The organism is Novosphingobium sp. 9U (assembly GCF_902506425.1).
Taxonomy (GTDB): Bacteria; Pseudomonadota; Alphaproteobacteria; order Sphingomonadales; family Sphingomonadaceae; genus Novosphingobium.
On record NZ_LR732469.1, the window covers coordinates 131,254 to 149,024 of the forward strand.

General features: G+C 67.1%; 19 protein-coding genes. 3 read left to right on the plus strand and 16 right to left on the minus strand.

Features of this window, described 5'->3' with window-relative positions:
* Window positions 1-7: 7 nt before the first annotated feature.
* The 10 genes from murF to GV044_RS00640 all read right to left on the minus strand — a co-directional run bounded on the left by murF (window position 8) and on the right by GV044_RS00640 (window position 9,676).
* Window positions 8-1,477, minus strand: a complete 1,470-nt coding sequence (murF, locus tag GV044_RS00595; protein WP_159863980.1) for a UDP-N-acetylmuramoyl-tripeptide--D-alanyl-D-alanine ligase — start codon at window positions 1,475-1,477, stop codon at window positions 8-10.
* Window position 1,478: 1 nt separating this feature from the next.
* Window positions 1,479-2,957 (minus strand): UDP-N-acetylmuramoyl-L-alanyl-D-glutamate--2,6-diaminopimelate ligase, encoded by a 1,479-nt coding sequence (locus tag GV044_RS00600; protein ID WP_159863985.1) that lies wholly within the window; start codon window positions 2,955-2,957, stop codon window positions 1,479-1,481.
* Window positions 2,954-4,771, minus strand: coding sequence for a penicillin-binding protein 2 (locus GV044_RS00605; RefSeq protein ID WP_159863988.1), 1,818 nt, complete (start codon window positions 4,769-4,771; stop codon window positions 2,954-2,956). The genes GV044_RS00600 and GV044_RS00605 overlap by 4 nt, the downstream gene beginning before the upstream one ends.
* The gene (locus tag GV044_RS00610) at window positions 4,772-5,323 is read right to left on the minus strand and encodes a hypothetical protein (protein WP_159863991.1); all 552 of its coding nucleotides are present in this window, start codon (window positions 5,321-5,323) and stop codon (window positions 4,772-4,774) included.
* The gene (gene rsmH / locus GV044_RS00615; protein WP_159863994.1) at window positions 5,320-6,288 is read right to left on the minus strand and encodes a 16S rRNA (cytosine(1402)-N(4))-methyltransferase RsmH; all 969 of its coding nucleotides are present in this window, start codon (window positions 6,286-6,288) and stop codon (window positions 5,320-5,322) included. The genes GV044_RS00610 and rsmH overlap by 4 nt, the downstream gene beginning before the upstream one ends.
* Window positions 6,285-6,788, minus strand: coding sequence for a division/cell wall cluster transcriptional repressor MraZ (locus GV044_RS00620; RefSeq protein ID WP_159863997.1), 504 nt, complete (start codon window positions 6,786-6,788; stop codon window positions 6,285-6,287). Before GV044_RS00620 ends, rsmH begins: the two co-directional genes overlap by 4 nt.
* A gap of 405 nt (window positions 6,789-7,193) precedes the next feature.
* The gene (locus tag GV044_RS00625; RefSeq protein ID WP_236554567.1) at window positions 7,194-7,775 is read right to left on the minus strand and encodes a GldG family protein; all 582 of its coding nucleotides are present in this window, start codon (window positions 7,773-7,775) and stop codon (window positions 7,194-7,196) included.
* Window positions 7,776-7,902: 127 nt separating this feature from the next.
* The gene (locus GV044_RS00630; RefSeq protein ID WP_236554569.1) at window positions 7,903-8,247 is read right to left on the minus strand and encodes a hypothetical protein; all 345 of its coding nucleotides are present in this window, start codon (window positions 8,245-8,247) and stop codon (window positions 7,903-7,905) included.
* Between the two features lie 15 nt (window positions 8,248-8,262).
* A complete protein-coding gene (locus tag GV044_RS00635) occupies window positions 8,263-9,276 on the minus strand; it encodes a cysteine synthase A (RefSeq protein ID WP_159864000.1) in 1,014 nt (337 codons plus the stop codon).
* Between the two features lie 82 nt (window positions 9,277-9,358).
* A complete protein-coding gene (locus tag GV044_RS00640) occupies window positions 9,359-9,676 on the minus strand; it encodes a 2Fe-2S iron-sulfur cluster-binding protein (RefSeq protein ID WP_159864003.1) in 318 nt (105 codons plus the stop codon).
* A 126-nt stretch (window positions 9,677-9,802) separates the two neighbouring features.
* Between GV044_RS00640 and GV044_RS00645 the strand changes: the two genes are divergently transcribed.
* Window positions 9,803-10,420: a DNA-3-methyladenine glycosylase gene (locus tag GV044_RS00645; protein WP_159864006.1), complete on the plus strand. Its 618-nt coding sequence runs from the start codon at window positions 9,803-9,805 to the stop codon at window positions 10,418-10,420.
* Window positions 10,421-10,430: 10 nt separating this feature from the next.
* On the opposite strand, the gene GV044_RS00650 is transcribed toward GV044_RS00645, so the two are convergent.
* Genes GV044_RS00650 through argH form a run of 4 tightly spaced genes read right to left on the minus strand, consistent with a single transcriptional unit; the run spans window position 10,431 to window position 14,119 of the window.
* On the minus strand, window positions 10,431-11,216 hold the full coding sequence (locus GV044_RS00650) for a bifunctional precorrin-2 dehydrogenase/sirohydrochlorin ferrochelatase (RefSeq protein ID WP_159864009.1): 786 nt from the start codon (window positions 11,214-11,216) through the stop codon (window positions 10,431-10,433).
* A gap of 4 nt (window positions 11,217-11,220) precedes the next feature.
* A complete protein-coding gene (lysA, locus tag GV044_RS00655) occupies window positions 11,221-12,477 on the minus strand; it encodes a diaminopimelate decarboxylase (protein WP_159864013.1) in 1,257 nt (418 codons plus the stop codon).
* 5 nt (window positions 12,478-12,482) lie between these two features.
* Window positions 12,483-12,731 (minus strand): hypothetical protein, encoded by a 249-nt coding sequence (locus GV044_RS00660; protein ID WP_159864016.1) that lies wholly within the window; start codon window positions 12,729-12,731, stop codon window positions 12,483-12,485.
* Window positions 12,732-12,745: 14 nt separating this feature from the next.
* A complete protein-coding gene (argH, locus tag GV044_RS00665; protein ID WP_159864019.1) occupies window positions 12,746-14,119 on the minus strand; it encodes an argininosuccinate lyase in 1,374 nt (457 codons plus the stop codon).
* Between the two features lie 121 nt (window positions 14,120-14,240).
* On the opposite strand from argH, the gene GV044_RS00670 reads away from it, so the two are divergent.
* Window positions 14,241-14,732, plus strand: coding sequence for a TlpA disulfide reductase family protein (locus GV044_RS00670; RefSeq protein ID WP_236554571.1), 492 nt, complete (start codon window positions 14,241-14,243; stop codon window positions 14,730-14,732).
* Window positions 14,733-14,768: 36 nt separating this feature from the next.
* On the opposite strand, the gene GV044_RS00675 is transcribed toward GV044_RS00670, so the two are convergent.
* The gene (locus GV044_RS00675) at window positions 14,769-15,677 is read right to left on the minus strand and encodes a glyoxalase (RefSeq protein WP_159864025.1); all 909 of its coding nucleotides are present in this window, start codon (window positions 15,675-15,677) and stop codon (window positions 14,769-14,771) included.
* A 10-nt stretch (window positions 15,678-15,687) separates the two neighbouring features.
* On the minus strand, window positions 15,688-17,052 hold the full coding sequence (locus tag GV044_RS00680; protein WP_159864028.1) for an SRPBCC family protein: 1,365 nt from the start codon (window positions 17,050-17,052) through the stop codon (window positions 15,688-15,690).
* Between the two features lie 165 nt (window positions 17,053-17,217).
* On the opposite strand from GV044_RS00680, the gene GV044_RS00685 reads away from it, so the two are divergent.
* Window positions 17,218-17,733, plus strand: coding sequence for a nitroreductase/quinone reductase family protein (locus tag GV044_RS00685; protein WP_159864031.1), 516 nt, complete (start codon window positions 17,218-17,220; stop codon window positions 17,731-17,733).
* The last annotated feature ends 38 nt before the right edge of the window (window positions 17,734-17,771 follow it).

Here is a 17,771-nt window from a genome sequence, read left to right on the forward strand (position 1 = left end):
GCTAGCCTCAGCCTTCGCGTTTGCTGAGCGAGGTCACCAGCGCTGCCAGCCCGACCGAGTTCGATCCCTTCACAAGGATCGCATCATCGCGTTCGAGCCCGAAGGCGCGCAAGGTGTCCACCGCTTCCTGCACCGATCCGGCATGCGCGAAGGCCACCGCTTTGCCAAGCGCGTTGGGAACGGCTTTCCCCAGTTCGTCCGCAAGCGGCTGCATCTCAGGGCCAACCAGCACGGCATAGTCGACACCCGCCTCGCGCAACGGAGCGGCGAGCGCGGCGTGGTAGTCGGGGCCATGGCTGCCCAGCTCCTTCATCGCGCCGAGTACTGCGATGCGGCGGCGTGCCGGGGTGCGGCCAAGCTGCGCCAGCGTGGCGCGCATCGAGGCCGGGTTGGCGTTGTAGCTCTCGTCGATCAGCAGTGCCTGGCCGGGGGGCACGTCATCGTCGATGTCGATCTCCAGGCGAGCGCCGCGCCCGGCCAGACCCTCCATCTCGGCCAGCGCGACGCCCGCGGCACCGAGGTCCCCGCCCACCGCACGGACCGCGGCCATGACCGCAAGCGAGTTGATCACCCAGTGCTCGCCCGGCGATGCCACCGTATAGCACACGCGGCGGTCGCCAATGTCCGCCGTCACCAGCGAGCCGCCGCCGATTGCGGAGACGGCGTCGAGCAAGCGCACGTTGGCGTGCTCGGCCTTGCCGAACGAAACGACGGTAACACCCAATGCGTCGGCTGCGGCCTTCAGGCGCTCGAAGTGCGGGCTGTCGGCCGGGATCACCGCAATGCCGCCCGGCTCCAGGCCTTCGAAGATCTCGGCCTTGGCATCGGCGATTGCCTCTTCGGAGCCGAGCATCTCGATATGCGCGGGCGCGATCGTGGTGATCACCGCGACGTCGGGGCGGACCTGGCGGGTCAGCGCCGCGATCTCACCCGCGTGGTTCATGCCCATCTCGAACACGCCGAAGCGCGCGCGGGCGGGCATCCGCGCGAGGCTGAGCGGTACGCCGACGTGGTTGTTGTAGCTCTTCACCGAGCGATGGGCGTCGCCATGCGAGGCGCGGTCGAGCGCGGCAAAGATCGACTCCTTGACGCCGGTCTTGCCGACCGAGCCGGTCACGCCGATGATCTTGCCCCGGCCACGCGCGCGGGCCGCCGCGCCCAGGCGCACCAGCGCCTCGGTGGTGTCTTTGACCAGAATATGCTGGCCATCGACCGACCGGTCGACCACCACGGCAGCGGCACCCTTGGCGAACGCCATGTCGACGAAGCGGTGGCCGTCCATGGTCTCGCCCTTGAGCGCGAAAAACAGGTCGCCAGGCTGAACGTCGCGGCTGTCGATCTCGACCCCGGATGCCAGGAAGTCGGCACTTGCGGTGCCCTTCACGGCACGCGCGATGCTCTCGGCATCCCACAGCGCCAGCGGGATCTCGTCGGTCGCTTCGACGGGCCAGTCGAGGATGCGGGCGATGGCAGTCATTTCAATGCTCTCCCAAGGGGATAGAGGTCGCGCCAGACATTTCCCTGGCGACCGTTACGTCGTCGAACGGCAGCACCCGCGCATGCGCGCCGCTGCCAACCACCTGCCCCTGTTCATGCCCCTTGCCGGCGACGAGGACCACGTCCCCGCCGCCGGCCTCGGCGATCGCCGCGCCGATGGCATCGCGACGATCTCCGATTTCCATTGCCCCTTCGACACACCCGGCGAGCACCATGGCCCGGATCGCGGCGGGATCCTCGCCGCGCGGGTTGTCGTCGGTGACGATCACTGAGTCTGCATTGCGACAGGCCACCCGGCCCATCTGCGGCCGCTTGCCCTGGTCGCGATCGCCGCCAGCGCCGAACACGCAGATCAGCCGCCCCGTTACATGCGGACGCAGCGCGGCGATCGCCGCCTCGAGGGCGTCGGGCGTGTGCGCATAGTCGACGTAGATCGGCGCGCCCTTGGCCGAGACCGCCGCCCGCTCAAGCCGACCGCGTACCGTCTGCAGCCGCTTCATGGCATCGAACGTCTGTGCCGGAGCGCCACCCGTCGCCAGCACCAGCCCGGCAGCGACCAGAGCGTTGGCAGCCTGGTAGGCGCCGATCAGCGGCAGCTCGATCTTGACGGTCATGCCCAGGTACTCGACCTGCAGCGTCTGGCCGAGCGCGGTCGGCGTGCGCGTGCGCAAGCGAACGTCTGTGCCCTGCTCACCGACGGTGAACAGCTTCAATCCACGCTGCTCGGCATGGGCGATCGCCTTGGCGGACCAGGCATCGTCGGCCCACACGACCGCGGTTCCATCGTTCGCAACCACTTCGTCGAACAACCTCATCTTGGCTGCGAAGTAGTCATCCATCGTCGCGTGGTAATCGAGATGGTCGCGGCTGAGGTTGGTAAAGGCGGCGGCAGCAACCCGCGGTCCTTCGCTGCGAAATTGCGACAGGCCGTGGCTGGACGCCTCGAACGCGACGTGGGTCACGCCCTCGCGCGCGAGGCCGGTCATGTTCGCCAGGAACGTGACGATGTCGGGGCTGGTAAGCCCGGTGGACACGCTCTCATCGCTGGTGGTGACGCCCAGCGTGCCTATGGAGGCGGCGCGCAAGCCCGCCATGCGCCACAGCTGCCGCGTGAGTTCGACCGTGGAGGTCTTGCCGTTGGTGCCGGTCACCGCGACCAGCGTCTCGGGCACGGGAACGAAGAAGCCCTGCGCCAGCTTGGCGAACGCGCGGCGCGGCTCGGGGTCTGCGAAGTGGGCTACGCCCTCGACCTTGGCTTCCGGCCGCGCGACGATGGCGACGGCGCCGGCCTCGATCGCGGCCAGGATGAAGTCCTCGCCATTCACGCGCGCACCGGGGAACGCACCGAACACGGTGCCCGGCGCCACCTTGCGGTGGTCGATCGCAAAACCGGTGACGTTCGCCTCTCCCCCATGGGAGAGCGTCAGCCCGGCTGCCTCGGCGAGGGCAGAAAGCTTCATTCCTTGTCCGCCCCGGCCGGCACCAGCGAACGGATGTCCGAGATATCCACATCGCGCGTCTCGTCGGGCATGATGCCGAGCAAGGGGCCAATGCGCGGAACGACGCGGCTGATCACCGGCGCCGCGTTCCAGGCGGCGGTGCGCTGGAACGAGGTGGCGGCGGTGCCCTGCGGCTCGTCGATCATGGCGATCACGACATAGCGCGGGTGATCCATCGGGAAGGCCGAAGCGAACGTCGCGATCAACGAGTGCCGCTGATAGCCGCCCGCGCCGGGCTTCTCGGCCGAACCGGTCTTGCCGCCGACTCGAAAGCCCGGCGCGTCGGCCTTGCGACCGGTGCCGAAGGCGACGATCATGCGCAGCAGCTGGCGGATGCGCGCGCTGGTCGCGGCGGTGAACACCCGCTCGCCTTGGGGAACCTGGCCGGGCTGCAGCTTGGTGAGCGTCGCCGGACGGTAGATGCCACCGTTCACCAGCGCCGCATAGGCCGAGGCGAGGTGCAGCGGCGTCACCGCAATGCCGTGACCATAGGACACCGTCATCGTGCGCAGGCGCGGCCACACGCCCGAAGGCCAGATCGGAAAGCCGCGCGCGGGCAGCTCGATCGTCGGGCGCGCGTTCATGTGCAGCGCTTCCATGGTCTTCTTCAGCCGCACGCCGCCGAGTTCGTCGGCGATCTGCGCGGTCACCACGTTCGACGAGTGGATCAGCGTCTCGGGTACATTGAGCGAGCCGCCGAAGTTGTGGCTGTCGTGAATGGTGAAGCCCGCGACATGCAGCGGCGCTGCGGGCCAGCGCCGCCCCAGGTTGGTGATCGTGCCGGCATCGAGCGCCGAGGCGACCGTGATCGGCTTGAAGGTGGAGCCCAGCTCGTAGACCTGGTTGGTCACGCGGTTGAAGATGTTCGGCGTCGACGCGCGGTCGATCTTGTTGGGGTCGAACGACGGCAGCGAGGCCAGCGCCAGCACTTCGCCCGTATCGACATCCAAAACCACGCCCGCGGCGCCCTTGGCGGCCGAAAGCGCCATGCCGCGGCCCAGCTCGTCCTCGAGAGCGCCCTGCACACGCACGTCGATCGAAAGCGACATCGGTGCGCTACGGCCCTCGTCGGACTTGAGGCGCTTGTCGAAGAATTCCTCCATGCCGACCTTGCCGTTGCCGTAGCTGTCGACGAAGCCGAGCACGTGCGCCGCGGTGGAGCCCTGCGGATAGAAACGGGTGGTTTCCTGCGGGAACTCCAAGGCCGGCTCACCCAGCGCGTGCACGCGGTTGGCTTCCTCGGGCAGGATCGACTTGCGCAAGTAGCCGGGCGTGCCGGTCTCCAGCATGCGGCGTACCTTGCGCACGTCGAGGTCGGGGAAGATTGCCTGCAGCCGCGCGGCCACGTCCGCTGGCTTGCCGATCAGCGGCGACCCCTCGGTCATCGCCTTGGGGTTGAACCACAGCGAGTAGACATGGAAGTCGCGAGCCAACGGCGCGCCGTTGCGGTCGACGATGATGCCGCGGCTGGGGATCAGCAGGCTCGCCGCATCGAATCGCTGGCCGGTGCCGCCGGTCACGCCCAGGTACGTCAGCCGAATAAGCGCGCAAGTCGCCAGCAGCGCGAAGCCGACCAGCACCCACAGCGCCCGCCACTTCGCGACGACCAACGCCTTCTGGCGCACATTGGCAAGGCGATGCCGCCCCGTGGAGAGCGGGACGGCCGGACGGATCGGGTCGGGATTGACGAATGCCAGGCGCGGCGCGGTATGAGGCCGCACCACACCGGGGCTGACGGGAGCCAACCCCTCGGGCGAGATCGCGCGGGTTGCCATTTACTGGACGTCGCTGGCGAGTTCGATGCGCGCGAGCCGCTTGCGCAAGCTGCGGGCATCGCGGGCGAGCGCCACCGCTTCGTCCTTCTCCTTGGCGTCAGCCGCGGGCTTGTGCGCGGGCGTCTTCGCCTGGGCCGGGGCGACTCCCGTCACTGGAGAGACCATCGCCAGCAGGCCGCCGGCGGGAGCGCCGTCGCTCTCGTTCACCGTTTTGGCGCTGGCGTAGCGGATCGGCTGCGGCGCGCCCGGCGCCGGCGCCTTGCCCAGCGCGGCCAGCTGGCGCTCGCCCTCGATGTACTGCTCGGCCCGCGGCGCCTCGTAGCCGAACTCGACGTCGTTCAGCGTCTTCAACTGCTGCTGGTTGGAGCGGGTCTGGAATTCGGTCTGCAGGAAATCGATGTCGCGCTGTAGGTACGCGATCCGCTTCTCCGAACCGGCCACCTGGCTCCTTACTGCGTTGACCCGCAGCATCAACGCCAGGCTGAGCGCACCGCAGATCAGCAGCACGGTCATCCAGCCGATCGAATGAACGCGATCGCGAGTGAGGTTCATGCGGATTTCCTAGAGCGTGCAGGAGCAGGGGTACGTGACGCGCTGCGCAGGGTGGCGGAACGGGAACGGGGATTTCCGGCGACCTCGGCTTCGCTGGGCCGGATCGCCTTTGACACGTCGGCGAACGTCGGCGCATCGGCGGGCGCGCTCATCGGCAGGTGGCGCGAGGTCGAGGCGCTGGCGCCGCTGGCTTCGCGCAGGAACTGCTTCACGACCCGGTCCTCGAGCGAGTGGAACGACACCACCGCCAAGCGCCCCTCGGCGCGCAGCAGCGCCTCGGCCGCGACCAGACCGGCATCGAGCTCGTCCAGTTCGCCGTTCACGTGGATGCGGATCGCCTGGAAGCTGCGCGTCGCCGGGTCCTTGGGCGCGCCGACACGATAGCCGAGCGCCTTGCGCACCACCCGCGCAAAGTCCTCGGTCGTCTCCAGCGGACGCGCGGCGACGATCGCGCGCGCCACGCGACGCGATTGGCGCTCCTCGCCATAGGTATAGAGCACATCGGCGATGCGGCTCTCTTCGGCGGAGTTTAGGAAATCGGACGCGGATTCGCCCTCCTGGCTCATGCGCATGTCGAGCGGGCCGTTGGTGGAGAAGGCAAAGCCCCGCTCGGGCTGATCCAGCTGCATTGAGGACACACCGATATCCATCGCAATGCCGTCGACCCGCGCTATCCCCAGCTCAGCCAAGCTTTCCACCATTTCGGAAAAGCGGCGCGGGTGCAGCACGAGGCGGGGCGCCTCCTGGTGCAGCTCGGGCCAGCCTGCCGGGTTGCCGCGTGCCGCCGCGATCGCATCGGGGTCGCGATCGAAGGCGTGCACGGTGGCGCCGGCGTCGAGGAGACGCCGGGTATAGCCGCCCGCGCCGAAAGTGGCATCGACGATCACCGCGCCCGGGGCGGGGCGCAGTGCGTGGACGACCTCTTCGAGGAGGACGGGGATGTGGGGGGCAGCGGAGGCGCTCACTTGCCGGCCGCCTTCTTCAACTCGGCCTTGGCAAGGCTGGCGCAGGAGACTTGCGCGCCCTTGAACTGCGGCTCGGTCATGGCGGCCAGGGCTTCGGGGGCAAAGACGAAGAAGTACTGGCCCGCGCCCTGAAAGTAGAGCTGGTCTTCCACTTCGGCCAGGATCGCGAGATCTTCGGGCAGGACGAAGCGGCCCGAGCCGTCGAACGGGATCTCGTGGTAGTTGTAGAGGGTCATCGCCTTCATGTCGCGATCGAAGGGGAGGCCCGCCTGCATGGCGAACTGGCGCTCCTGCTCGATGATGTCCTCGAACTCGTGGGTGCGCGACAGGCCGTAGCCGACCAGGCAGTTCCAGCTTTCATGCCGGGCGAGGCAAAGGATCGGCTTGTCGCCGCTCGACGCCTTGACGGTGCCACGGAACAGGTTGGGCAGCACGAAGCGGTTCTTGTCGCGTCGAAGCGAGAAGCCCTGCCCCCTGTAGATCAACGGCTGCCCCGCCATCAGTTTCGACCAAATTCCCCGAAAGTGCCCCGTCCCGAAAAACAGCCGCGCTCCGCCTCACCCGCGCAAGTGCGCAAGCGGACGTTCCGGGACTTCGCGAGTCACGGAAGAGTTCGGGCTTTCCGATTGATGATTCTTCTATCGCACCCGTTCGGGGCCGAAAAGGGAAAAGTGGGGACGATCGGTGCCAAACTTGTTGATTGTGAGTCAGCTCGGCTCACGACGGGCAGCCCTGCGGCGTGCGGGATGATGCTATCCTCTAGAAATCCATGGTTTACCAGCGCTTCACCGCTAGCTCGCCGAGAAGGCGGCCGTCCCGCTCAATCCCCAGACGCGGCGCACCCGATCATCTCAAGGGAGGAGCCTAGCTCGCCAACCCGCAAGCGCCGCGGCAGCTTCTTCAGCTTATCGGCTAATGGCGAGGGCGATGAGTGCCTCAAGAGCCGTGATGCGTCCCGCATCTTCCCCATCGAACAGCGCTGCGTCCCCGACCACGATGGCGCGGCCCTTGCCGATGCGGCAGTCGGCCAGCAGCTGCTCCTTCCCGACACGACAATGCGCACCTGCTGAAACGCCGAGCTGCCCGCGCAAGTTCACCGGCAGGCGAATGCCTCGCGCCTCAACGGACTGCTCACCGCGCGGTTGCGCTTCGTCGAAGGCGAGCGCCAATCCCCAGTGGCTCAGGATCGGCGAGAGCATGGCGATGTCCTGCGGCCGACGCGGGTCGCCAAGTGGATAGTCCGAAGCCGCGGTCAGCATGGGATCGGCAAACAGCAGGACGTGCCCGCCACCCCTCACCCACGTATCGAGTGCGAAATTCTCATCCGGCGTCAGTGGTCGCGGCTGGACAAGCACCAGTAGAGCGCTGGAAGGCAACGGGAGGCCCTGCTCGCCGGCAAGAGTGTCGACCGGCACGACCTTGCCCTGCTCTGCCAGCGTGCGCGCGGCCCAGTGTTGCGGGCCGACGTCGGCAAGCTGTCCCCGCAAATCCCCGGCTTCGCCCCAGATTAACGGCAGGCTGCTCGACAGTCCGATAGTGCGTTGAGGAACGGGATGGGTCTGCGATCCACAGGCACTCAGGAGCAGGCCAAGTGCGAGCGCTGCCAGGCCGGCCTTATTGCGCCGCGGCTCCGGTCGCCTGCGCAGAAGACGCCACCGCTCCAGGAGTCGGATCGGCAGCCGGGACGACCCCGATGTCGGCCAAGGGCTCGCTCGCCGGCTTCTTGGGCTCCCCATCGACCGCGACGACCTCCTCGACAGGCTCGCGCGTATCGGTCAGGCGGGCACGGTCCATGATGATGTTGGCAAGACCGACGATCAGCAGCATCGCGCACAACCCGAACAGTCCGACCTGCAGGCGATGCATGGCCTGTGCGCGCAGCTCACGCGCGCCGGGAGGCGAGAAGTGCTGCGGCTTGGTGATCGGCTCGACTATGCGAGGCGGAGCGTTACCTGCCATCGACGAGACGATAGCTTATTGCGCCAGCCATGGGAAGACCGGCAGCCCCTTCGCCGTCAGCCACTCGCGATTGTAGAGCGAGGACAAGTAGCGGAAGCCGGTGTCGCACAGGATCGTCGCGACACGCGCGTCAGGACCGAGCTGGCGACCGAGCGCCACGGCGCCGGCGACGTTGATGCCGGAGGACAGCCCGAGGCACAGCCCCTCCTCCTGCAGCAGCCGTCCGACCCACAGAAGGCCCTCCTCGTCGGACACGCGAAACTGCGTGTCGATCGGTGCGCCTTCGAGGTTCGCGGTGATGCGTCCCTGCCCGATGCCCTCGGCGACGGACGAGCCCTCCGCCTTCAGCTCACCGCAGGCATAGTAGTTGTAGAGCGCGGCGCCGTGCGGATCGGTCAACGCAATGGTGATCGATTCATCGAAGGCCTTGAGGCCCATTCCAACGCCCGCGATGGTGCCGCCGGTGCCCGCGGCGCAGGTGAAGCCGCTGATGCGGCCGTCCATCTGCTCCCAGATCTCGGGCGCGGTGCTCTCGATGTGCGCCTTGCGATTGGCGATGTTGTCGAACTGGTTGGCCCAGACCGCGCCCTCCGTCTCCTCGGCCAGGCGGCGCGAGGTGTGGACGAAGTGGCCCGGATTGCTGAACGGCGCGGCGGGCACCAGCACCAGCTCGGCGCCGAGCGCGCGCAGTGTGTCCATCTTCTCGCGCGACTGGGTTTCGGGCATGACGATGACCGTCTTGTAGCCGAGCGCGTTGGCGACCAGCGCCGCACCGATACCCGTGTTACCGGCCGTGCCCTCGACAATGGTGCCGCCGGGCTTCAGCAGCCCCTTCTCCTCTGCATCGCGAACAATCCACAACGCGGCCCGGTCTTTCACCGAGGCGCCGGGGTTGGCGAACTCGCACTTACCCCAGATCTCGCAGCCGGCTGCTTCGCTTGGCCCCTGCAACAGGACAAGCGGCGTGTTGCCGATGAGATCGAGAGTGGACGGACGGGCTTGGGGGGCGGTGCCAGCGGGCGCAGTCATGGAGGCGGAAGTAGGTACAAGAAGCCCCAGGCGCAATCCGCATCTGTCCCCCTCCTCGTCAGAGAAGGGGGAACTCAGAAAATCAGTCTTCCTGCGCGATCGTGACCTTGGCGCCTTCGAGATCGCCGGTGATCGGCACCTGGCACGACAGGCGCGAGTATTCGTTGCGGTGCTCGGAGCTGTCGAGAAGGTCGTTCTCGTCCTCGCTCATCGGCGACAGCTTGCCGAAAGTCTCGGGATCGATGTGGACGTGACAGGTCGCGCACGAGCAGCAACCGCCACACAGCGCCAGCAGCTCGTCAAAGCCGTTGTCGCGGATCACTTCCATCAGCGTGCGGCCTTCGCTCGCTTCGACGTTCGATTCTTCACCAGACTGATTGACGACGATGATCTGCGGCATGGTGGTGTGTTCCGTCCCTATCGGAAAAATAATATGATACGCCATGTATCACAACGCCGGCCTATACAAGCCTTGGCTTCAGGCTGCTAGTGGGTGCCTCCCGCTTTGACAAGGTAGCCGAATTAGATGGGACTAAACGCACAGGCGTTGCGCGAGGGACTCGATGTGATCGCCGCGCAGGAGCCAGGCATGGCGCGCGCTCTGGAAATCGCCGGCTACCCCGAACCGCGCATTCGGGCCACGGGTTACGCCACGCTGCTGCGCACCATCGTCGGCCAGCAGGTGAGCGTCGCTGCGGCGGCCTCAGTCTGGAACAAGCTGGAGGCACTGCTGGGTGAGACCATGGCACCCGAAGTGCTGCTCGCCGCCGAGTTCGATGCGCTGCGCGGCTGTGGCCTCTCCCGCCAGAAACAGGGCTATGCGCGCTCGCTGTGCGAGCTGGTGGTCGCGGGCACGCTCGATCTCGCCAACCTACCAGCCGACGACGAGGAGGCGATCGCGCAGCTGGTGCAGATCAAGGGCATCGGGCGGTGGTCGGCGGAGATCTACTTGCTGTTCGCGGAAGGACGGCCGGACATCTGGCCGGCCGGCGATCTTGCCGTGCAAGCCGGCTTGCACAAGATTCTCGGGCTCGAAGCGCGGCCGACCGAGAAGGAAGCTCGAGTGCTGGCGGAAGGATGGCGGCCACACCGCGGGGCGGCCGCGATCTTCACCTGGCATTGCTACAACAACGCCGCGCTGTAGCGAGGGTCGCCTAGTTTCTCAACGTGACTACGAGGCCGCGTTGAACCTCGGGCTGGGCACCCCGCATGAGCGGCAGCCGCACCGCATCGGCCCTCGCGCGGTCCAGCACCGCGGTCGCGACGTCCGGCTCGAACGCGATCACGTCCGCCGCGCCCAGCCAGCGCATCTCGCGCAAGGTGAGATCGTCGGGATCTGCGCTCCGCAGCATGATCTCGACTGCTTGCGAGTCGAGCGCAACATCTGCTGCCGCAAGCCAGTCACCGACACGCCCGGCGCTGCGCTCGTCCAAAGGATCGAGTGGCCCACCCTGCCCCAACGCCGAGTCCAGCGCGCGCCGGCGATCGCCGGCATCCGGCCATTGCTTGCGCAGCGCCGACCGGCCGGCAAACAGCGCTTCCGCCAAAGCTCCCAAGGATCGCGGCAGCAGCGCCTCCAGCCGCAACCGCAGCTGCTTGGCCAACCCGGCCGAAGCGCCTCCCGTGCCGATAGCTATCAGCACCGGAGAGCGGTCCAGCACTGACGGAACCGTGAAGTCGCACAGTTCCGGCTTGTCTGTGACGTTCACCAGCAGCCCTGCACAACGCGCGCGGATCGCATCGGCTTGCATGCTGGCTTCGTCGTCGTGTGCGATGAAAGCGAGGCGCGCGCCCTTGTCGATGCCCTCCTGCAAGTCGTCCATCACCAGCCCACCGGCACGCTCGACCAAGCGCCGCTTGGCCTCGGCGGCATCGCCTGCCCCCAGCACGATCACCGGTTGATTTGCGACGCGATGGAAGAGGGGCAGGGAGGCGATCATGCGATCACAGCCACTCCGGCACGCGCTCCGCCGCCAGGATCGTCGCCGGCTCGATCCGCTCGGCGACGACGGCCCACTTGTCGCCATCGACCATGACTTCGGGCACCAGCGCGCGACTGTTGTAGGTGTTCGCCATCGTCGCCCCGTAAGCACCGGCGGTGCGGAATACGCCGAGGTCACCGGCCCCGACCATATCGATCTCGCGAGCCATGGCGAAGGTGTCGGAGCTTTCGCAGATCGGGCCAACGATGTTGGCGGTCATGCGCTCGCCCGTGGGCGCGACCGCGGCGAAATCGTGCCAGGCATCGTACATCGCCGGGCGCACGAGGTCGTTCATCGCGGCGTCGACGACGACGAACGGGTTCACCGCGCCCGGCTTGACCCGGATGACCTCGGTGACGAGCACGCCGCCGTTGCCGGTGATCACCCGCCCGGGCTCGAACATGATCGTCGCGTCCCAACCGCGCGTGACCTCGGCAACCATGGCACCGTACTCGGCCGGGCCCGGCAAAGTCTCGCCCACTCGGTATGGTACGCCGAGGCCGCCCCCCAGGTCCATGTGGGTCACGCTCAGCCCCTGCTCGCGCAGTTCGCGCATCAGTTCGCCCATCTTGACGAAGGCGATGCGCGAGGGTTCGAGATCGGTGATCTGGCTGCCGATGTGCACTGCCAGCCCCCGCATCGTCAGGCCTGGCAGCGGCGCCAGGCGCGCATAGATTTCGGCCGCGCGATCATAGGGCACGCCGAACTTGTTCTCAGACTTGCCGGTGGAGATCTTGGCATGGGTCTTGGCATCGACATCGGGGTTCACCCGCAGCGTGGCAACGGCCACCTGCCCGCGCTCGGCGGCCAGGGCGGCGAGTTCGATGCCCTCTTCCTCGCTCTCAAGATTGAACTGGCCGAGCCCGGCTTCTAGCGCCTCGGCCATCTCCGCCTTGGTCTTGCCGACGCCCGAGAAGACGATGTCGCCGGCGGGCATGCCGGCTGCCAGCGCGCGGTGCATCTCGCCGGCCGAAACGACGTCGGCGCCGTAGCCCTCGCTCGCGAGCAGCTTGAGCACGGCAAGGTTGGGGTTCGACTTGACGGCGAAGGCCAGGTGCACCCGCGGCGAGGCGCTCAGCGCCTCGCGGAACACGCGGGCATGCCGCGTCAGCGTGGCGCGCGAGTAGACGTATACGGGAGTCCCGACAGATGCCGCGATTGCGGCCAGCGGCACTTGCTCGGCGTGGAGTTCGCCGTGGCTGAGTTCGAAATGGTCCATGGGTCTTACTTGTCTTCGGGTGGGGGGAGGTCGAACGGATCGTCCTCGCGTTTCTCCGAGCGGGTGCGCAGCTCCACGCTGCGCTCGGGGATCGCCAGCGGCGGCGTGTCGAGCAGTTCGCCCGGGACTGGCTTCACCGCACGGCCATAGGGCGCGGGAGGCAGCTGCTGCCCGGCCTCGACCGCCAGATCCTTGCGCGAGCCACAGGCGGCTAGGGCGGCGAGGAGCCCACAGGCGATCACGATACGGCGCATCGGTGCTCTCACTTTCACTCGAGCCCCAGCGCAAGACGCGCCTCGGCCACCCGCTTCCTCACTTCGTCCGGAGCGGTGCCGCCATGCGACTTGCGCGCGGCGACCGAAGCCTCGACCGACAGCGCGGAGAATACGCGTTCGTCGATGCGGCTGTCGATGGCTTTCAGGTCCTCCAGCGGCAACTGGTCGAGAGCGACGCCGCGCTGCTCGGCCAGCTTCACCGCCGCGCCGGTGATGTGGTGCGCCTCGCGGAACGGAATGTCTGCCTGACGCACCAGCCAGTCGGCCAGGTCAGTCGCAGTGGCAAAGCCAAGTTCGGCGGCGGCCCGCATGCGATCGGTGCGGAACCGCGTCTCGGCGACCATGCCGGTCATCGCCGCGATCGATAGCGCCAGCAGGCTTGCCGCTTCGAACACCGGCGGCTTGTCGTCCTGCATGTCCTTGGAATAGGCGAGCGGCAGACCCTTCATGGTCATCATCAGCGAGACCAGGCAGCCGGTGATCCGGCCCGAGTGGCCGCGCACCAACTCGGCCGCGTCCGGGTTCTTCTTTTGCGGCATGATCGAGCTGCCGGTCGAAAGCGAATCGGGCAGCGCGACGAAGCCGAACGGCTGGCTCGCCCAGATGATGAACTCCTCGGCCAGGCGTGAGAGGTGCAGCGCGCACTGGCTCGCGGCCATCAGGTAATCGAGCGCAAAGTCGCGGTCGGATACCGAATCGAGGCTGTTGGCCGTCGGCGCATCGAAGCCGAGCGCCTGCGCCGTCATCTCGCGATCGATCGGAAAGCCGGTACCGGCCAGCGCCGCGGCGCCGAGCGGGCTCTTGTTCAGCCGCAGCCTCGCATCGGCAAACCGCGAGCGGTCGCGGGCGATCATCTCGTAGTAGGCCATTAGATGGTGGCCCAGCGTCACCGGCTGCGCGGTCTGCAAGTGGGTGAACCCGGGCATGATGCTGTCCGCATGCTCGCCGGCCCGGGTGACCAGCGCGCGTTGCAGCGCTTCGAGCCCGGACTGCGCCTCGTCCATCGCATCGCGCACCCAGAGGCGGAAGTCAGTCGCGACCTGGTCGTTGCGCGAGCGGGCAGTGTGGAGGCGACCGGCCGCCGGACCGATCAGTTCGGCCAGGCGGCTCTCGGTGGTCATGTGGATGTCCTCGAGGCTCCAGTCCTCGGGCACGCCGTTGGCTTCGTACTCGGCTGCGACCTGATCCAGGCCGCGCTCGATGGTTACCGCGTCCTCGTCCGAGACGATGTGCATTACGCCCAGCATCGCGACGTGCGCCTTGCTGGCGCGGATGTCCTGGCGCCACAATGCCTTGTCGAAGGGGATCGAGGCATTTATCTCGCGCATGATCGCCGAGGGCCCTTCCGCGAAGCGCCCGCCCCACATCTGGTTTCCTCCAGAAGCTGTTTCGGAGCTTGTGCCCTTGCTGCTGTCCCGCTCGTTCAAGCTCGTCGCCTTAAGTTGTGCTCTGCTGGTCGCGGGGTGCGATAAGCAAAGCCCCGAGCCGGTGCAACCGGACCAGAGCCCTTCCGAGCTGCCTAAGAGCGAAAAGCTGTCCGGCGTGCTCGACCGCTCGCACAAGGGAGAGGCGATGCCCGACCTGACGCTGAAGGATGCGAGCGGCAAGACGCTCGCGCTCTCCTCGCTGCGGGGTCAACCGACGCTGGTGAACCTCTGGGCCACCTGGTGCGCGCCTTGCGTGGTCGAGCTGCCGACGCTGGATCGCCTGGTCGACATCAAGGAAGGCAAGCTGCGCGTCGTCACCGTGTCGCAGGACATGAGCGGCACGGAGAAAGTCGCCGCCTTCGTCAAGGAGCGCGGCGGCGACAATCTCGAAGGCTGGATCGATCCCAAGGGAGACCTTGGTGCCAAGTACGGCGTGCAGACGCTGCCGACGACGATCCTCTACAACTCGCAAGGTTTGGAAGTCTGGCGCTTTTCGGGCGGCAAGATCTGGACCAACGCCGAGGCGCTGCAGCTGGTGAACGAGGCGAAGTAGGATCGAGGTTGTCCTCCCCGTGCCGGGGAGGACACGTCACCCGGCGGGCGCGAACTCGTGCATGCGTGAACCCACGGGCGGGTACCATTCCGAAGTGACCTCGGTCAGCCAGATCAGCCGGCCATGCGCCTGCTCGGGCACGATGGCGAAGCGGCTCGCGACATCGCCGATCAGTTCCAGCCCGCTCGCCCGCAGCGCATCCGCCGCACAAGCCGCATCGCGCACCTTGAACACCAAGTGGTAGATGCCCTTGATATCACGCGCATGCGCGGCGACGGCCGAGCCCTCTGCCCCGACCAGCGCCTCGAGCACGGTGTCGCCCATGTCGAACGCCGCGCACTCGCCCTCTGCCAGCGTTCGGCTGCCGATCTCCGGCCAGCCCAGCCGCTCGCCGAAGAGCACCCTCGCCTCTTCCAGCGTCGGCACCGACACGCCGATCGCCTGCAGCCCTTCGATCCCCAGCGGATTGTCCGACGGATCAGCCCGCCACACCGGATCACGCCGCGGATCGTTGGGCAGCTCCTGCGCTAATACCTCGATCCGCATGCCGAGCGCTTGGTGGCGCGCGATCAGGCAGTAGTGGTTCTCCATGCCCGGATCGTAGTGCAAATCGAACCCGGCGGCGCGCAGCCGCGCATCCGCTTCGGGCAAGCTCGCAACCTTCAGCGCCACGCCGATCCAGCGCATCGGATGCGCGGAGCGGCGTAGCATGTTGCCCAGCGGCGAGGACGGCTTCACGCCCTCACCCGCCGGCGCGATGGGGATGATCATGGTGTCGCCCACCATCATCAGGCTCTCCTCGCGGTCGAGCCCCATGCCGGCCGTTTCGGCAGTCTCCAGCATTTCGTAGACCGCACGCGCGCCGAACACGTCCTGGAAGAACGCGTCGCATGCGGGCCGGTCCGCGTTGTCGGCGATCGCCCAGCTGATGTGGGCGACCGGCATCACTGCCACTTCACTGCCACTTGAGCGGCGTTCCCGTGCCCATGAACTTGGCCAGGTTCATGTGCAGGCTCGCCACCGAGCGCTCCATGTAGGGGTTGGGCTGCGCGCCGCGGAAGCCGACGTTCTTCATGCCCTGCTGGACCGCGGCCATATTGGTAAAGTCTTGCTGCAGCACGGGTGGCCAGTCCTGCGGCTCGGTATACTCCCACTCGGTCTGCGGCGCCTGTCCCTCCGGATAGAGCTCGTAGACTGCGGCCTCGAAGATGCACTTGTCCGGATCGGCCTTGTAGGGGCGCGCCATGTAGCACAGCATGTTGTTGACGGCGTGGCCGATCTGAAAGTTCGGGAAGATCTGCCAGGCCGTGCCCGCTTTCGCGGTGTGCGAAGGGTCGACGGTCGGCCAGACCACGCCGCGCGCAGCGTCTTCCTCCCGCGCGGTCCGGATCCAGTAAGCCGAGACCTCTGCCGCGGGCGTGCCCTCCGGCAGTTCGTCCTTGAGGCGGTTCGCCACACCGACCAGCGTCTCGGTGGTGTTAGTGTTGGCATTGGCCCAGGTGAAGTTCTGCATTTCCGCCGTCGTCAGGCGGGGATCCTCGCCGGCGCCGAGGCGCAGCTTGCCCGCGTCTTCTTCCTGGCCCTTGGGCGCTTCATAGCCGATGTGCGAGTGCAGGCCCTGGTTGCGCGCCCAGCCGCGGAACTGGCCGAACTCCATGAACTCGGGATGCGTGGTGTTGACGTGGTAGGTCTCGCAGAAGGCCTCCATCGCGACCTTCCAGTTGCAATCGAACACTACCCACTTCCGCCAGCGCGGGCGCATGTTCTGCAGCTGGTAGGGATCGAGCATGGTGTTCGCCGGCGCGAGATACTCCGCCAGCGGCCCGGCTTCGGGATCCAGGTTGATCCAAAGCCAGCCGCCCCAGGTGTCGACCTGCACCTGGCCGACATCGGCCAGCCCGTCGCACAGCTTGCCCTGCCAGTCGTCGATATGCTCGACGTAGGTGTTCTTGCCATCGAGGTCGAAGGTCCAACCATGGTAGGCGCAGATGAAGTTGGGGCGACGGCCGCGGGCGTTGCGCTGGCCGGGCGGCGTGTCGACCAGCTTGCGGCCGCGATGCGGGCAGACGTTGTGCAGCGCACGGATCGTATCCGGCCCGGTGCGTACGATGATCACCGAGTCGTCGAGGATGTCGAACGTGATGTAGCTGCCGACCTCGTCGATATCGTCCACGCGCCCGGCCTGCAGCCAGACCTTGCGCCACAGACGATCGCGCTCCGCCCGGGCGTATTCCGGGGAGATATAAGCCTCGGCAGGGACGTTGACCGGCTCGGTGATGTCCGGCGACGACGCCTGCGCGATCTTGCTGAGTTCACCCATCTTCTATCCTCAATCGATGTGCGGCTTTGCGAGCTTTATCCCACTATTCGCATGGCAGCGCAAACCGGTGCGCCCACCGCCCGGGCGATTGTGTACATCCGCCTTGGCCTCTGGCACGAGATGGGCAAGAACCTGCCAAACGCAACGGGACGAGAGAGACAAGCCATGAGCGACGATACCTCAGCCGCCATCCGCGACACCCGCAAGGACTGGGTGGTCGAGCATCGCGAGATGTACCTGGAGTCGGGCGGCGCCAAGGGTCACATCATGGACATCACCCCAGTCGGCGGCCGCAATTTCGCGACGCATTGCATGATCAAGTACACCGGCCGCAAGAGCGGCAAGGTGTTCATCACCCCGCTGTGCTACGCCGACATCGGCGGCGAAGTGGTGATCGTCGCCTCGAAGGGCGGTGCCGACACCCACCCGGCCTGGTACCTCAACATCCGCGACATGGAGGAGGTCGAGTTCCAGGTCGCTACCCAGGCCTTCCGCGGCACCTGGCGCGAACCCGAGGGCGGCGAGCGCGAGAAGGTGTGGAACTTCGTGATCGACTGCCACCCGTTCTACGCCAACTACCAGGCCTCCACCGACCGGCAGATCCCGCTGGTGATGATGAAGGCGGTCGAGGAGATCCCGGTGTTCAAGGCCGAGGACGCGACCGGCACGCGGCAGTTCTGAAAGCGCCGCCCCCTCCTCTCCCCGTCGGGGAGAGGATA

What these genes read in the sequence shown, in the direction of transcription:
- GV044_RS00675 (WP_159864025.1), bottom strand. Translation starts at nt 15,677, where the DNA reads ATGCCGGTCGCCCACATCAGCTGGGCGATCGCCGACAACGCGGACCGG.
- GV044_RS00660 (WP_159864016.1), bottom strand. Translation starts at nt 12,731, where the DNA reads ATGCGCCGTATCGTGATCGCCTGTGGGCTCCTCGCCGCCCTAGCCGCC.
- GV044_RS00680 (WP_159864028.1), bottom strand. Translation starts at nt 17,052, where the DNA reads ATGGGTGAACTCAGCAAGATCGCGCAGGCGTCGTCGCCGGACATCACC.
- GV044_RS00620 (WP_159863997.1), bottom strand. Translation starts at nt 6,788, where the DNA reads ATGGCGGGGCAGCCGTTGATCTACAGGGGGCAGGGCTTCTCGCTTCGA.
- GV044_RS00645 (WP_159864006.1), top strand. Translation starts at nt 9,803, where the DNA reads ATGGGACTAAACGCACAGGCGTTGCGCGAGGGACTCGATGTGATCGCC.
- GV044_RS00685 (WP_159864031.1), top strand. Translation starts at nt 17,218, where the DNA reads ATGAGCGACGATACCTCAGCCGCCATCCGCGACACCCGCAAGGACTGG.
- GV044_RS00640 (WP_159864003.1), bottom strand. Translation starts at nt 9,676, where the DNA reads ATGCCGCAGATCATCGTCGTCAATCAGTCTGGTGAAGAATCGAACGTC.
- GV044_RS00635 (WP_159864000.1), bottom strand. Translation starts at nt 9,276, where the DNA reads ATGACTGCGCCCGCTGGCACCGCCCCCCAAGCCCGTCCGTCCACTCTC.
- lysA (WP_159864013.1), bottom strand. Translation starts at nt 12,477, where the DNA reads ATGGACCATTTCGAACTCAGCCACGGCGAACTCCACGCCGAGCAAGTG.
- argH (WP_159864019.1), bottom strand. Translation starts at nt 14,119, where the DNA reads ATGTGGGGCGGGCGCTTCGCGGAAGGGCCCTCGGCGATCATGCGCGAG.
- GV044_RS00600 (WP_159863985.1), bottom strand. Translation starts at nt 2,957, where the DNA reads ATGAAGCTTTCTGCCCTCGCCGAGGCAGCCGGGCTGACGCTCTCCCAT.
- GV044_RS00605 (WP_159863988.1), bottom strand. Translation starts at nt 4,771, where the DNA reads ATGGCAACCCGCGCGATCTCGCCCGAGGGGTTGGCTCCCGTCAGCCCC.
- GV044_RS00650 (WP_159864009.1), bottom strand. Translation starts at nt 11,216, where the DNA reads ATGATCGCCTCCCTGCCCCTCTTCCATCGCGTCGCAAATCAACCGGTG.
- GV044_RS00630 (WP_236554569.1), bottom strand. Translation starts at nt 8,247, where the DNA reads ATGGCAGGTAACGCTCCGCCTCGCATAGTCGAGCCGATCACCAAGCCG.
- GV044_RS00610 (WP_159863991.1), bottom strand. Translation starts at nt 5,323, where the DNA reads ATGAACCTCACTCGCGATCGCGTTCATTCGATCGGCTGGATGACCGTG.
- murF (WP_159863980.1), bottom strand. Translation starts at nt 1,477, where the DNA reads ATGACTGCCATCGCCCGCATCCTCGACTGGCCCGTCGAAGCGACCGAC.